Annotated in this window: 12 protein-coding genes; 11 read left to right on the top strand and 1 reads right to left on the bottom strand. The window is 59.3% G+C overall.

The genetic code is table 11. The features are described 5' to 3' along the window. Positions 1 to 243: 243 nt before the first annotated feature. Together iolD and LN996_RS21485 are read left to right on the top strand one after the other, a co-directional pair. On the top strand, positions 244 to 2,193 hold the full coding sequence (gene iolD / locus LN996_RS21490) for a 3D-(3,5/4)-trihydroxycyclohexane-1,2-dione acylhydrolase (decyclizing) (RefSeq protein WP_231342991.1): 1,950 nt from the start codon (positions 244 to 246) through the stop codon (positions 2,191 to 2,193). 89 nt (positions 2,194 to 2,282) lie between these two features. Then, entirely contained in the window at positions 2,283 to 3,638 is a 1,356-nt protein-coding gene (locus LN996_RS21485) for an aldehyde dehydrogenase family protein (RefSeq protein WP_024820601.1), read from the top strand. Between the two features lie 75 nt (positions 3,639 to 3,713). Here LN996_RS21485 and LN996_RS21480 read toward each other — a convergent pair whose 3' ends face one another. Further along, positions 3,714 to 4,898: a Gfo/Idh/MocA family protein gene (locus tag LN996_RS21480; RefSeq protein ID WP_024820602.1), complete on the bottom strand. Its 1,185-nt coding sequence runs from the start codon at positions 4,896 to 4,898 to the stop codon at positions 3,714 to 3,716. A 188-nt stretch (positions 4,899 to 5,086) separates the two neighbouring features. Between LN996_RS21480 and LN996_RS21475 the strand changes: the two genes are divergently transcribed. The 9 genes from LN996_RS21475 (at position 5,087) to LN996_RS21435 (ending at position 14,939) form a co-directional block, all read left to right on the top strand. Next, positions 5,087 to 5,854: an SDR family NAD(P)-dependent oxidoreductase gene (locus LN996_RS21475; protein ID WP_091466942.1), complete on the top strand. Its 768-nt coding sequence runs from the start codon at positions 5,087 to 5,089 to the stop codon at positions 5,852 to 5,854. A 53-nt stretch (positions 5,855 to 5,907) separates the two neighbouring features. Then, complete coding sequence (locus LN996_RS21470; RefSeq protein WP_231342987.1) at positions 5,908 to 7,668, top strand: IlvD/Edd family dehydratase; 1,761 nt, start codon at positions 5,908 to 5,910, stop codon at positions 7,666 to 7,668. Then, on the top strand, positions 7,665 to 8,717 hold the full coding sequence (locus LN996_RS21465) for a D-2-hydroxyacid dehydrogenase (RefSeq protein WP_231342984.1): 1,053 nt from the start codon (positions 7,665 to 7,667) through the stop codon (positions 8,715 to 8,717). The genes LN996_RS21470 and LN996_RS21465 overlap by 4 nt, the downstream gene beginning before the upstream one ends. A 142-nt stretch (positions 8,718 to 8,859) precedes the next feature. After that, positions 8,860 to 10,323 (top strand): APC family permease, encoded by a 1,464-nt coding sequence (locus tag LN996_RS21460; RefSeq protein WP_231342982.1) that lies wholly within the window; start codon positions 8,860 to 8,862, stop codon positions 10,321 to 10,323. 41 nt (positions 10,324 to 10,364) lie between these two features. Continuing rightward, on the top strand, positions 10,365 to 11,372 hold the full coding sequence (gene iolG, locus LN996_RS21455; protein WP_024820607.1) for an inositol 2-dehydrogenase: 1,008 nt from the start codon (positions 10,365 to 10,367) through the stop codon (positions 11,370 to 11,372). 127 nt (positions 11,373 to 11,499) lie between these two features. Continuing rightward, the gene (locus tag LN996_RS21450) at positions 11,500 to 11,736 is read left to right on the top strand and encodes a hypothetical protein (protein ID WP_231342981.1); all 237 of its coding nucleotides are present in this window, start codon (positions 11,500 to 11,502) and stop codon (positions 11,734 to 11,736) included. Positions 11,737 to 12,001: 265 nt separating this feature from the next. Further along, the gene (locus LN996_RS21445) at positions 12,002 to 12,886 is read left to right on the top strand and encodes an ATP-binding cassette domain-containing protein (protein ID WP_166660247.1); all 885 of its coding nucleotides are present in this window, start codon (positions 12,002 to 12,004) and stop codon (positions 12,884 to 12,886) included. An 8-nt stretch (positions 12,887 to 12,894) separates the two neighbouring features. Continuing rightward, on the top strand, positions 12,895 to 13,881 hold the full coding sequence (locus tag LN996_RS21440; RefSeq protein WP_231342979.1) for an ABC transporter permease: 987 nt from the start codon (positions 12,895 to 12,897) through the stop codon (positions 13,879 to 13,881). A gap of 89 nt (positions 13,882 to 13,970) precedes the next feature. Beyond that, positions 13,971 to 14,939, top strand: coding sequence for a sugar ABC transporter substrate-binding protein (locus LN996_RS21435; RefSeq protein WP_024820611.1), 969 nt, complete (start codon positions 13,971 to 13,973; stop codon positions 14,937 to 14,939). Positions 14,940 to 15,082: the final 143 nt, after the last annotated feature.

Here is a 15,082-nt window from a genome sequence, read left to right as displayed (position 1 = left end):
CCGCCCTCCTGGGGGCCCGATGCCCCCCACCCCCTCCCACAAAAACGCCCCCACCAACCCCCCCCCCCCGGCGGAACCCGCTAACCGCCGGCGGCTGCTGTTTTCTGCTTTCTACTGATTTACCGCGGAGGAAACCTGCCGCGTATCAAAGTGGGACACACCACGGCCCCCCGACGGTGAAAACCTGAAGTTCGGGCGAATCGGTTTGCAAATGCCGACGCACCTTCGAATTTAGGAGATCGCATGACTAGCACAGCCGCTGCTGACATCGGCACCGTGGTCGACAACAAGGCCGTCCGCCGCCGCACTGTCGCACAAGCAATCGTTGAATACCTTCAGGTCCAATACAGCGAATTGGACGGTGAGCGTCGTCGCCTCGTTCCCGGCATGTACGGCATTTTTGGCCACGGAAATTCCGTTGGATTGGCGCAGGGAATCGACGAGTACGGTGTGGATTTCCCCCACTACCAGGGCAAGAATGAGCAGTCCATGGTCCATGCAGCCATTGGTTTCGCAAAGGCTTCCAACCGCGCAGCCACCCTTGCGTGCACGGCTTCCGCAGGGCCGGGGTCTACCAACATGGTTTCCGGGGCCGCGACGGCAACCACCAACCGCCTCCCCGTGCTTCTGTTCCCTGCCGACATCATCAACAACCGTTTTGGTGATCCGGTGCTGCAGCAGATCGAGCATCCGGTAGAGAGGGACGTCTCCGCCAACGACTGCTTCCGTCCGGTCAGCCGCTATTTCGACCGCATCACTCATCCGGCCCAACTGCTGTCCACCCTTCCGGAGGCCATGCGTGTCCTTACCGATCCCGTGGAAACCGGCGCCGTCGTGGTCTGTCTTCCACAAGATATTCAAGGCGCGGAGTTCGACTTCCCGGAGTCCTTCTTCACGCCGCGGGTGTGGCACATTCGTCGTCGTCCGGCTGTGGAGGACGAATACCGCGATGCTGCCGACATCATCGCGAACGCCGAGCGTCCCCTGCTGATTTCAGGAGGTGGTGTCCGGTACTCGAAGGCCCAGGAGGAACTGGCACGCTTCAGCGCCGAGTTCGGCATCCCGGTTACGGAAACCTATTCAGGCAAGGGCAGCGGCCCCATCAGTGAGCTGAATCTGGGTGCGCTGGGTGTGACCGGAACGGTGGGAGCCAACGAAATCGCCGATGGCGCTGATGTTGTCATTACTGTTGGTTCACGCCTCCAGGACTTCATCACCGCTTCACACTCGTTGTTCCAGAACCCCAACGTGAAGTTCGTCAACCTCAACGTTGGCTCGTTCGACGCGCACAAGATGGGTTCATTCCCGGTCATCGGCGATGCGAAACTTTCGCTTGCGGCGCTGCGGGAACGACTGGCAGCCATTGACTTCGGTACCTCCGCTGATTACCGCAGCGAGATCGCGGACGCTCGGAAGGCCACCCTTGAGGTGCGCAAGCACGATCTTCAGGCATTCCCCGGTGAAAACATGAGCCAGGCCCAGGTCATCGACGTTCTGAACCGCACCGCAACCAACCAGGACGCCCTGATCCTGGGCTCCGGTGGTGTGGTTGAGGGCATCCACAAGGCCTGGGATACGTCCAACGGCGCCGAAATCCACTTCGAGTACGCCAACTCGTGCATGGGCCATGAGATTCCGGCCGGCCTCGGCTACCGGATCGCACGTGGGGACGCGCCGGGAGAGGTCTACGTCTTGATCGGTGACGGCACCTACTTCATGCAGCCAACGGAGCTGGTCACGGCCGTACAGGAACGCAAAAAGATCATCACCATTGTGATCGACAACCGCGGACATCAGTGCATCTGGCCTCTACAGGTGTCCAAGGGTGGCCCCGGGCGCGAGTTCGGTACGCAGTACCGGGAACGCAGCAGTGAGTCCGGTCGCCTTGACGGGGCAGTTCTGGACTTCGACATTGCCGCCAATGCCGCCAGCATGGGATGTGCAGCTTGGTCCACCTCCACCGTTGAGGAGTTCCAGAATGCGCTCAAGGAGGCCAAGGAAGGGGACGGCCCCGCAGTGATCGTCGCTCGGGTGGAGCCTTGGCGCTACCTGTCCGGCAGCGGAGCCTTCTGGGACGTGGGAGTGCCTATGACCTCGCAGCGTCCGGGCAGCCAGGAGGGTACTGCAAAGCACTTGGAGGGCCGCGCCCGCCAGCGCTTCTACGCAGCCACCACTGCACCTGACCAGCGCTAAGCGCAACAGGCGGGGCCGTCATGCGACGGTCCCGCCTGACCCATTTACCGGACCATACTCAGCCTAAATACTGACAAAGGAGTACCAACATGAGCGCATTTACCGTTATTGATCCAGCCACGGGAACCAAGCACGCACAATACCCAGCGGCCACAGATGCAGAGGTAGAAGCCGGCCTGACCGCAGCCCAGGCTACCTACCAGGACTGGTCACGCACCACCACAGTGGCTGAGCGGGCTGCTTTGGCCAAGCGCCTGGCCGAACTCTTCGTGGAACGCAAGGACAAGCTGGCAGCCATCATCAACCGGGAGATGGGCAAGCCCCTCGCACAGGCGGCCGGAGAAGCAGAGTTCTCCGGTTCCATCGCCGCAGCCTTCGCCGAGCACGCAGAGGAATGGCTGGCCGACGAGGACCTTGAGGTAGCCGATGGTCTGCGGACGTTCTTCCGGTACCAAGGCCTGGGCGTAGTTCTGGGCATCATGCCGTGGAACTACCCGTACTATCAGGTGGCACGCTTCGCGATTCCCAACATCATCCTGGGCAACACCGTGATAGTCCGCCACGCGAGCCAATGCCCGGAATCTGCTCTGGCACTTGAAGAGCTGTTCCGCGACGCCGGCTTCCCGGACGGCGCCTACGTCAACCTCTTCGCCACACATCAGCAGATCTCAGACATCATCGCGGATGACCGCATCCAAGGCGTTTCTCTCACTGGCTCCGAGCAGGTAGGCGCAATCGTGGCTGAGCAGGCAGGCCGTGCCTTGAAAAAGTGCGTGCTGGAGCTCGGCGGTGCCGACGTATTCATTGTTCTCGACACGGACGACCTGGATCAAGCAGTGCGAAAAGCTGTCATGGGACGGATGGGCAACACCGGTCAGTCGTGCAATGGCTCGAAGCGAATCGTCGTGCTGGATAAGCACTTCGATGAGTTCTCCGAAAAGTTCAAGGCAGCCATTGCCGGCCAATCGTACGATAACGGCGACTTTGGCCCGATGTCTTCAGATTCAGCCACTAAGTTCCTGAAGGGGCAGGTACAGGGAGCCATCGATCAAGGTGCCGAAATCCTGGTGGGCAATAACGAACCGCAGGGCAACGTCTTCACCCCGACAGTCATTACCAACATCACTCCTGCCATGGACGTCTACAGTGAAGAGCTCTTCGGACCGGTTGCCCAGCTTTACAAGGTCAGCAGCGATGAGGAAGCCATCAAACTCGCGAATTCGTCGCCGTATGGCCTCGGTTCCGTGGTGATTTGTGATGACCACGAGCGTGCCGAGCGGGTAGGGAACCAGCTCGACGTCGGAATGGTGTTCATTGGCGCCTACGACCTCAGCGGAGCCGATGTACCGTTCGGTGGTGTCAAGAAGTCCGGTTATGGACGGGAACTGGGCAAGGTGGGCATGCTCGAGTTCGCCAACAAGAAGTTGTTCCGCTTCGCCAAGTAATTAACAACCCAACAAGAGGAGGCCGGATCATTGACGATCCGGCCTCCTTTTATTGCGGGTGGAGTGAGGTTGTGCCTAGGCCTGGTAGGTGGTTTTCCCGGAAACCTCCGGAATCTGGACCCAGTCGCCGGAGCCGGCGCTACGCAGCGAGGCATCAACGAGTTCGGAGGCTGACCAGCCATCCGCGGCGGACGGACCCAGTTGTTTCCCTTCGGCCACCGAACGCAAGAAGAGTGCCGCTTCAATGGTCTTGAGGTCATTGAAGCCGATGCCGGGGCCGGGTCCGGGCTGGAAGCGGCCGAACTCGCCGAAGGACGGGGGAGTCATGATGGTGCGATAGCCAGTGCGGTCGGTGGCGAGTTCCAATTGGTTCATTCGTTCGAAATTCCAGCGCAATGATCCCTCGGTGCCGTAGACCTCGATGATGTACTCGGCGTGTGGGCCGATGGCGACACGGGTGGATTCGAACATGCCGATTGCTCCACCCTCAAAACGGGCAAGCATGGCAGTGTAATCCTCGTTCTCCACCTCTCGGGTGACGTCGGAAGCCTGACCCATGTCGAAGGAATTCGAGGAGTTGCCAGCTGGGAGCGGCCGGTCCTTGATGAATGTCTCGGTGACGGCGTTCAGCGACGTGATGCGACCCACCAGGAACTGGGCGAGGTCGAAACCGTGGCTCAGTACGTCGCCCAGGACGCCGGATCCTGCACGTGCCTGCTCATAGCGCCAGGTGAAGACTTGGTTTGGATCAGAGGCGTATCCGGTGAGGAGACGGATCTGCACATTGGTGATCTTGCCCAGAGTTCCGGACCTGATCAGCCTGCGCGCTTCTGCCACTGCCGGGGCGTGCCGGTAGTTGAACCCAACGGAGGTGATGAGGCCAGCGGCCTCGGCCCCTTGGGCGATCTCACGGGACTCTTGGGCGCTGCGGCCCATGGGCTTCTCAATCCAGAAGTGTTTACCTGCCTCGATGGTGGCAAGCGCTATTTCATGGTGAAGGAAGTTGGGTGAGCAGATAGATACGACATCCACGTCCGGGTTTTCCAGCACTTTGCGGTAATCCGTGGCCGTTTGCTTGTAGCCGAGCGCGTCTTCGGCGTGATGGCGGCCGGCATCGTCCGGGTCGGCAGCGATCACCAGCTCTGGATGGCGGGGCAGTTCAGGAAAGAACTGCTTGGTCGCCAGATACGCGCGAGAATGCAGCCTCCCCATCCATCCGACCGAAATCAGGCCAACCCCAAGGCGGTTTTGCTGTTCCAAGAGCGCTCCTTAGTCTCTACCGCTGTCCCGCGGTGCTGTGCCGCAGACTGACGGCGGCATCTGTTGATCAGCCTAGGAACGTTGTCAGTGTGCTCTGTGTCTCAATGTGAGACAGCTGGGGGTAGCTGCGCGCTGTTTTAGTGGGACGTACTAGTCCGCCACTGCCAAGCAAGAGGAGCCCGTCGCCGATGATGGACCGCGAGCAACAACTTCGAACGGAACCCCTTCGGGTTCTCATCACTGGTGCAACCTCAGGCGTTGGGGAAGCGACCGCAAGACTCTTCGCCAAGCGGGGTCACCGGCTCGCGTTACTGGCCCGGCGTTCTGAAGAATTGCAGCGTGTGGCAGACGATATCGACGCCGGCGCCCACACGGTGGTTGCCGACGTCGCCGCTGCCAGCGAGGTCAAGAACGCCGTGCGGGGCGCGATCCACACACTAGGTGGCTTGGACGTAGTGGTCAACGCTGCGGGTGTAGCCGGACATGTTGCGTTGGAAGACCTTACCGAAGACCGCTGGCACGAAGTGCTGGAGACAAACTTGTCCGGCACCTTCTACGTGGCGCGGGAGGCTGCACTCCATATGAGACGGTCCGGTGGCGGCTCGATCGTCAACGTCGCATCCGATCTCGCCGCCATGGGCGTGCCAGGCCTTGTTCACTACTGCGCGGCGAAAGCAGGCGTTGTGGGACTCACCCGCGCCATGGCACTGGAACTGGCGCCACTGGTCCGAGTCAACGCCGTTTGCCCGGGACCGATTGACACGCCCATGGTGCGTGAAGGGCTGGCCGCGGCGCCGGACCCAACAGAGGCCCGGAGATTGAAAGAGAGCACTGTGCCGCTGAACCGTCTCGCGGATCCCGACGAAGTGGCAGCAGCCATCTATTTCCTGGCGGTCGACGGAACCTTTGCGACCGGAACCAGCATGGCGTTCGACGGCGGCACCTCGGCCGCGTAGGCATCGTCACCAATTACCTGTCAAGACCGATCAAGCCCAAGGAGCTAAAAGACATGGAAGAGTCGAGCTATAAGGACCTCCGCAGTGCGCGCTGGTTTGCACCCCACGACCTCACGGGATTCGTTCACCGAACAGCGATTCAAGCTGAGGGCTTCTCCCGCTTCGCACTCAAGGACAAACCGGTCATCGGCATCGCGAACTCGTGGTCGGAGCTTGTCAACTGCAATATTCACTTCAAGCTGCTGGCCGACGCTGTCAAGCGCGGTGTCCTCATGGCCGGTGGGCTGCCCCTGGAGTTCCCCACCATTTCCCTGGGCGAGAGTCTCATGAAGCCTTCAGCCATGCAGTTCCGAAACCTCATGGCCATGGACGTTGAAGAATCCATCCGCGCCTACCCGTTGGACGCCATCGTGCTCCTGGGCGGCTGCGACAAGACCGTTCCAGCCCAACTCATGGGTGCTGCGAGTGCGGACGTCCCGACCATCATGCTCACCGGTGGGCCCCAAGAGCCGGCGCACTTCCGTGGTAAGCAGCTTGGTGTCGGCACGGACACGTGGAAGTATGCCGATGAGCTGCGTGCAGGAAAGATCACCGAGGCTGACTTCGACGAGCTTGAGTCGGCTGCCAAGCCCTCTGCTGGACACTGCAGCGAAATGGGAACCGCCTCTACCATGACGTCGCTGGTTGAGGCTCTCGGCATGTGTTTGCCGGGCACTGCATCAATCCCGGCCGTGGACGCGCGTCGTGCCCAAGCTGCCGAAGCCACAGGACGCCGGGCAGTTGAAATGGCCATGTCACAGGGACCAAAGCCAAGCGAAATATTGACGAAAGAGGCGTTCGATAACGCCATCACCCTCCTGATGGCCGTGGGTGGTTCCACTAACGCAGTAGTGCATCTTCTGGCGCTCGCGAGGCGCGTCGGTTACGAGTTGCCGCTGGATCGCTTCCATGAGATTTCGCAACGTACGCCTCGCATTGTCAACGTCCGCCCCTCGGGCGAGTACTTGGTGCAGCAGCTGTTCCAGGTGGGCGGCATTTCCACGGTACTCAAGGAATTGGCGCCGCTCCTGAACAAGGACGCCATTACCGTCACAGGTGAGTCCCTCGAAAATGGTTACAACTCGGCCCCCGAACCCGATGGCGTAGTGGTCAGCACGCTCGAAGCCCCATTTGATGCCTCCGGAGGCATCGCCGTCGTCCGCGGCTCCTTGGCACCCAACGGTGCGGTCATCAAGCGAAGCGCGGCATCCAAGGATCTGTTGCAGCACAAGGGATCGGCGGTGGTGTTCGAGGACATTTATGATCTTGGGCGCAGGATTGACGATCCCGAGCTGGACATCACCGAAGACTCTGTTCTGGTCTTGCGAAACAGCGGGCCCGTGGGAGCTCCCGGGATGCCTGAATGGGGCATGCTGCCCATTCCCGAAAGGCTGTTGCGGCGCGGCATCCGTGACATTGTCCGTATTTCCGATGCCAGGATGAGCGGCACCGCCTTTGGAACCACAGTGTTGCACGTATCGCCTGAGGCGGCGGTGGGTGGACCGCTGGCGATAGTCCGGGACGGGGATCCTATTGTGCTGGACGTAGAGAACCAGCGCCTGGACCTGGATATCCCCGCTGATGAGATCAAGAGCCGACTTGCCGAACTCAAGCTCCCCGAACCGAAATACCGGCGTGGCTACGGACGGCTCTTCATCGATCACGTCAACCAGGCCGACGAAGGCTGTGACTTCGACTTCCTCAAGGGCCTTCCCGATGAGGAACCACAGCGTTTGCCCCATGGCCTCATGAGCGGTTGGCAGGGCGGCTGGTGAGTAGCTACGCGTCCGAACACGAGAACGCCCGGGGGAGTGCCGATGAGGGGAAGGCCCGGGAAGCTGTGTCGCGGCCGAAAGTGATGGTGATTGTTCAGGAGGGCCGGCCGCTGCCTCCGCTTGAACGGTTGGAAGCCGAAGCTGATGTCGCGGTGGTGCGCACTGCAGATGAGTTTCGGGCCGCCCAGCCAGGAACAGAGATCCTGTTCCTGAACGATTTCCGGACCAAACTCCTTCGGGAAGTAGGACCCGGCGATTTGCGCTGGATACACACGTCCAGCATCGGTGTGGACAGCCTCATGACCAGGGAGATCATCGACAGCGACATTGTGGTCAGCAACTCCCGCGGCGTGTGTGAGCGCCCCATCGCTGAGTGGGTCCTGGGGGTGTTGCTGATGTTTACCAAGGATTTGCGCCGCACCATCGAGCTTCAGCAGGCCCGGACATGGCAGCACCGCGAAACCGAGCCACTGCTGGGCCGGAAGGTCTTGGTTGTGGGGCCGGGACCGGTGGGCCGCGAAACCGTCCTTCTCCTCCGTGCTGCCGGAATGGACGTCGACATTGTGGGTCGATCTGCGAGGAATGACGCACAGCTGGGACACATCTCCGGTTTTGATGACCTTGACCGGCTTCTGGGCATCGCTGATGACGTGGTGCTGACATTGCCGCTCACAGAAGAAACCCGCGGCCTGTTCAACTCGTCGCGATTCAAGAAAATGCAGCCCGGAGCTCGCTTGGTAAATGTGGGCCGCGGGGCGGTAGTGGTGGAGCAAGACCTTCTGGAGTCACTTGACTCCGGCCGCCTGGGCGGCGCAGCCTTGGACGTTTTTGAGCATGAGCCGTTGGATGCCGCTCATCCGCTGTGGAGCCGGCGGGACATCCTGGTCTCACCTCATGCCTCCGGGGACCTGATCGGGTGGCGGGGAAAAGTGGTGGATAGTTTTGCCCGGAACCTCAGCCTCTGGAAGGCCAATGAGCCCTTGAATGATGTGGTGGATCTGAAAAAGCTTGATTCATCTTCTTCAGCCATGGCGCCCGAAAGGCCCTGAGAAAGCCTTTTCCCATGGGATATTTCGTGAGCCGAACAGACCGGAATATCCCATGGGATCCCGTGTCCCAAGCTGGTACAGTGCTTCCACGATCCCCGTCGGTAGTGTGATTCAGCACTCAAAATTTCGCGACGAGGATTACATGTCAAGCACACCAAGAGGTACGACGAAAACGCCGGCTCAAACCCAGGAACACAAGCTCAGCGGCAACATGGGCGTGGGCGAGCTCGTGATGAACGTTCTCGCTTTTTCATCACCGCTGACGACCGTTGCAGGCACACTGCCTGTGATGCTTCTCTTCAGCGGCCATACGGCACCGGGCATCTACCTTCTGGTGACGCTCATGCTGCTGATTTTCTCAGTCGGCTTCGTCAAGATGAGCCGCAGCGTTGAAGCTCCCGGCGGTTTCTATTCATTTGTCACAGCCGGCCTGGGTAAACCGGCGGGCCTCGGGGGAGCACTGCTGGCGCTCTTTGGCTACATCTTCATAGGGTTCTTCGCACCGTCCCTTTTCGCTCTCACGCTCCAGAGCTTCGTGGTCAACACACTGAACGGCCCAGACATCCCCTGGTATTGGTACGGGCTCGGCATCATCGCCATCACCACCGTCTTGGCCTATAACCGCATTGACCTCTCGGCAAAGGTCCTGACCGTTGTCATGCTGCTTGAATCTGCAGTAGTCATCATCTTCGACGTTGCGGCCTTCTCCACAGGATCCGCAGAGGCGGTTCAGGGGATCGGCTTCTCCATGCCATGGATCACCGATGCCGGATTGGGGCTGGCGTTGTTGTTCGCCGTCGGAAACTTTTTCGGGTTCGAGGCGACCGTCATCTACCGGGATGAAGTCAAGAACCCGGATCGCACCATCCCCAGGGCCACGTACATTGCAGTGGTGGGCATTGGATTGTTCTACGCTGTGGCGGCGTGGGCTTACACCTCCTTCATCGGTCCTGACAAAGTCCAGGATGCAGCTGCAGCAAACACAGTGAATCTGTTCAACGTTGGTGCCACGGTGCTGGTGGGAAAGATCTTTGCGGATATTGCTATTGTCCTGCTCATCACCTCGATCCTGGCGTCAATGCTCTCGATCCAGAACATCGCCGCCAGGTACAGTTTCTCGCTGGCCGCCGATGGAGCGTTGCCCTCGATTCTAGGTCGCGTGCATCCCCGTCATAAGTCGCCCTACATGTCGGCATTGGCCATTGGCCTGTTGTGGGCCGTCGCAACCGTCGTCTTCACTGTCATTGGGGTAGCCCCAGAGGCCTTGTACCCGATTGCAAGCGGGAGTGGCACTTTCGCAGTCCTGCTTCTGATGTTCATCACCAGCTTTGCCGTGCTTGTTTATTTCGTTCGCCGCCGGCGGGTGGACCCGGATTCGGTCTGGAAGACCATCGTGGCTCCGATTATCAGCGTCTTTTTCCTGGGGCTCATCACCTACTTGGCCATCACAAATTACCCGGAACTTATCGGTGGGTCGGCAATCATGACTGCCATCTTCATGAGTTTCACTTTTGCCTTGTTCTTCGGCGGGATTGTCTACGCATACCTCCTGCGTTCCAAGCGGCCTGATGTTTATGCGCGCTTGGGCCGGCAAAAGATCGACTAACAAAAAAGGTTCCTCTTCCTATATAGACCTGGAGATCTGCAATGACGCATCAAATCAGAGTCGGCCTGTTCGGAACCGGGCGCATAGGCCAAGTACATGCCATGAGCTTGGCTACCCTGGACGAGGCTACGCTGTCCTGGGTTTGTGATCCCTTCATCGAAGGTGCTAAACAAACCGCAGCTGAATTCGGTGGTCGGGTGACCGACGATCCTGATGAAGTGTTCGCTTCAGGTGAGATCGATGCTGTCATCGTGGCCTCTCCCACGGCGACTCATTTGGACCTCGTCGCAAAGGCGATCGAGGCGGACGTGCCAGTCCTCTGTGAGAAACCGATCGACCTGGAAATTTCCCGCGTGAACGCTTTTCGGGAGATAGCGGCTTTGTCAGACGTTCCTGTTGCCCTTGGCTTCAACAAGCGCTTTGACCGCCATTTCGTGGAGCTGAAACGCCGCGTGGCCGCTGAGGAAATAGGAGTTCTGGAGCAGCTGCTGATCACCAGCCGGGACCCGGGGGAGCCCCCGGCAGCCTATCTTCCCCAGTCCGGCGGAATCTTCCGGGACATGACCATCCATGACCTTGATATGGCACGATACTTCATTCCAAATATCGTTGAAGTTTCAGCACAAGGTGCAAACGTATTCAGCGACGCCATCCGTCACGCGGGCGATTTCGATTCCACCGTTGTCACCTTGCGGGGATCCAACGATGAACTCGTGACGATCATCAATTCGCGCCACTCAGCCTACGGTTATGACCAGCGGATCGAAGCCTTCGGGTCAAAGGGGCTTCTGCAGGTGGGGAATAAGAACGATAACCTCGTCCGGCACTGGGGTCCTCGATCCGTTGAATCCATTGGGCCATACCAGGACTTCTTCCTGGAGCGCTATGCAGAGGCCTATCGACTGGAAGTTGCAGAGTTCCTCCGTGCTGTTCGAGGCCTGCCTTCCAGGAGTCCCGGGTTCGAGGACGGCCGTGCTGCATTGATTCTTGCGGATGCTGCGGAGAAATCCGCCCGAACCGGCACTGCCGTTGAAGTGGACCTGAGCTAATCAGGTAATAAGGCCGCCTGCCCTGGGCCGCAGATGTTCCCGCAACGACAACTGCGGCCCAGGCCGGGCATTTTAAATTGTCAGAACGCTGGAGATGCGGTGCCAAGGAAAGGATGGGTAGCCGGACATGAACGCAGCCCATAAGTCAGAGAACTCAATGCAGGCCAGCTGGACACCGCCCGCCGGGTTCTGGGAGAAGGTGGAGCCTGGCGACGCTGTCCGTTTGCAGAGGCCCGGTTGGCCTCCCTATGACGGATACGTGGACGACGCGACTCCCGACGGTGATATCGTCTGGGTTCTCTCGGTGGGTGAGCGTCGACTATTTCACGTAGCCGACGGCTACAGCCTCGTTGCGTGGCCGTAAGCAGCTGATTTTAGCTTCCAGTATTCTCGCTGGAAGCTATTTTTGGTTGAGTAATTGAAACGTATCATTCCGGTGTTCCAAAGTGGCACACATCCACGGAACGCTCATCCGTCAAAGTTCTAGTAAGTGAAACAGTGTGGCGAAGGTCACGCGGCTCGGGGCTTTAGAACCATCCCGAATCAGCAGGTCAAACAACGTAGTTTGATGGACCGCGCCTCAAGTGTTTCACCGGATCATTCACATGGCCCTAACGAACGAGGATGAGATGACCGAAGCACCACCGGCGACCCCTCCACTGGTCGCCCTCAAGGACATACACAAGACATTCGGAGCAGTGTCCGCCTTGCGCGGCGTCAGCATCGATGTCCAGCCTGGCGAGACCTTCGCACTGCTGGGCGACAATGCCGCCGGCAAATCTACGCTCATGAAGGTACTGACGGGCGTGTATCAACCAGACCGAGGTTCCATCGAACTGGACGGCAAAGCGACCGAGTTCCCAACCCCATCAGCTTCACGCGATCAGGGCGTGGAGATGGTCTACCAGGACTTCGCCTTGGCGGACAACCTTGATGTTCGTTCCAACATTTTCCTGGGCCGGGAGCCGCAGAAGAACATCCTCGGCCCCCTATTGCGGATCATCGACCGCAAAAAGATGGAACTCGAAACCAAACGGGTACTCGAACGCTTGGACATCCCCATCAATCCACGTCTCAAGGTCAAGAGATTGTCAGGCGGACAGCGTCAGGCCGTCGCCATTGGCAGGGCGTTGGCATTCGATGCCCGCTTGATCATCATGGATGAGCCCACGGCAAACCTGTCGGTGGCCAAGGTGGACAAGCTCATTGAAGTGACCCAGCGCCTCAAAGATCTCGGCATCGCCGTCATCATCATCACTCACCGGCTGGATGAGGCATTTGCCGTGGCAGATCGTTTCGCGGTGATGCGCCAAGGCCAAGTAGTGGGTCGCTTCCGGGTTGGTGAGGTTACTGAAGCACAGGTGGCACACCTCATCTCCCACGGCACGTTGGATGACTACATCGACGACGGCGCCGGCATCCCCGACAACCGCCGCAAGATCGGAAGCACCTCATCGATGGACGTCGTTGATGTGATGGCCGCTCCTGGCACTACGAATGCGAGCCACTCATGAGTCTCACCATGGAAAATATCAAGACAAAGCTCGGACCCGCTGACCTTAAAGAGGGAATGACTGCCACCAAGGTCAAGCGCTTCATTGGTGACTATGGGATCATCATCCTTTTCGTGGTAATCCTTATCTTCCTCGCGGCTGCTGCGCCAAACTTCCTGACCCTGAACAACATCGTCAACGTGGTCCGGCAGTCGTCCATCATAGGACTGATTGCCCTAGGGATGACGTTCATTATGATCACCGCCGGCATTGACCTTTCTGTCGGTTCAATTGTGGGTTTGGCCGGTATGACTTTCGCCTTGCTGGCCCCGGCAAGTGGTGGTGCCTTCTGGTTGCCGCTGGTTGCAGGCCTCGCAGTAGGCCTGCTGGTTGGATTCCTGAGCGCAGCGTTGGTGGTCTGGGGAGCCATCCTGCCGTTCCTGGCAACACTGGCAACCATGGCCATTGCCCGCACGGCAGTTCTGGTCATGACGGACGGGCAGGTTGTTTCCGGGCTGAGCGGACCTGCTGAATGGCTCGGGTCGGGTTTCATCGGTCCGGTTCCTGTCCCGGTGATTATTTTCTTGATCGCCGCAGTTATCTGTGAGTTTGTCCTCAGCCGCACCAAATTCGGTTCGCATGTATATGCCGTAGGCGGCAACGAAGAGTCCGCCAAGAAAGTGGGCATCTCCACCAGCCGGGTGCTCTTCACCGTTTACCTCATCGGTGGCGTGACAGCCGCGCTGGGCGGACTGGTTCTTACCGCCCGTCTCGACGGGGCTGCGCCCGTAGCTGGCACCGGCTACGAACTTCAGGTGATTGCCGCTGTCGTCATTGGAGGAACGAGTCTCTTCGGTGGCGTAGGCACCATCCGCGGAACGGTCATCGGTGTCCTCCTGCTGGGCGTGGTCATGAATGGCATGAACCTGATGGGGGTCTCGTCGTACTACCAGCAAGGAGTTCAAGGCATCATCCTGGTGCTCGCCGTGCTGCTGAACCGGTGGAAGTCTGACTAGCCACTGCAGTAACCGAAATGCCCCGAACCCAATGGGGTCCACAGAACCAACAATCTCCTCAGCAATCAGAACCATTGAAAGGAACCATCATGGGAATGCGACAGAAGCTCGCCGTAACCACCGCTATGCTGGCCGCTGGAGCCCTCACACTCACCGGCTGCGGGGGGAGTAGTACCCCCGGCACGTCGGAGGCTGCAGGCAAGTCCTACAACATTGGCGTTGTGGTTCTTGACCTTCAGGACCCGGACCTGGCGCACATGACGGACGCCATGAAGAAGACTGCCGATGAAAAGGGCGTCAAGCTCAACATCACCGACTCCAAGAAGGACGTAGGAAGTGAGCTCAACCAGGTTGAAGATCTTCTCACCCGTCAGGTAGACGCCGTCATCATGCAGCCTTTGGATGGCGAGGCCAGCCAGAACGCAGCGAAGCGTGTCATCGCGGCCAACATACCGCTGTTCATTCTGTCCACCGAGTTCGCCGAAGGTTCGGACGTTGGATATAAGAGCTACATCGGTGTGGATGACACCGTGGCCGGTGAAATGCAGGCTGAGTACCTGAACAAGGCTCTTCCGGAGGGTGGCAACATTGTGTTCGCCGCGGGCATCTACGGTGCCTCCTGGACCGATCGCCGCAAGAACGGCTTCGACAGCAAGATCAACAAGAACTTCAAGATCGTGGCTGAATTCCAGGCGAAGGGAAGCCGTGACGACGCCAAACGCAACATGGAAGACACGCTTCAGCGCTTTAGCGCCGGCCAGATCGACGCCGTAGTGGCCAACAATGACGAAATGGCCATCGGTGCAGCCTCCGCTATTGCTGACGCGGGACGAACTGCCGAGTTCAAGGCCGTAGTCGGCGTCGACGGTACTGAACCAGCCATGCAGGACATCAAAGCCGGGACAATGTCGGCTACCGTCCGACAGGACTCTGCTGGACAGGGCGTCAAGGCAGTTGAAGTTGTCACTGACTTCCTCAAGGGCGGCAATGTGGAGAACCGCTACACGCTGCCATTCACGCTCATTACCAAGGACAACCTTTCCGAGTTCTTGAAGTAAGCAGCGAGATCAGTCAAGCGGGGGCCCCGGGGTTTTTAGCAGTGGGCGGGGTGTTTTTGGGCAAAACCGGGGGAAACCCGGGGGGGTTGACATGTTGGCGAAACCCACCGAATGGGTTAGCCACCCAACGCCCAGGGGTGAAC

Origin of the sequence: Arthrobacter sp. AK01 (genome assembly GCF_021109375.1) — a bacterium.
In the GTDB taxonomy this organism is placed as follows: Bacteria; Actinomycetota; Actinomycetes; order Actinomycetales; family Micrococcaceae; genus Arthrobacter.
This window is presented reverse-complemented; position numbering and strand designations above follow the sequence as displayed.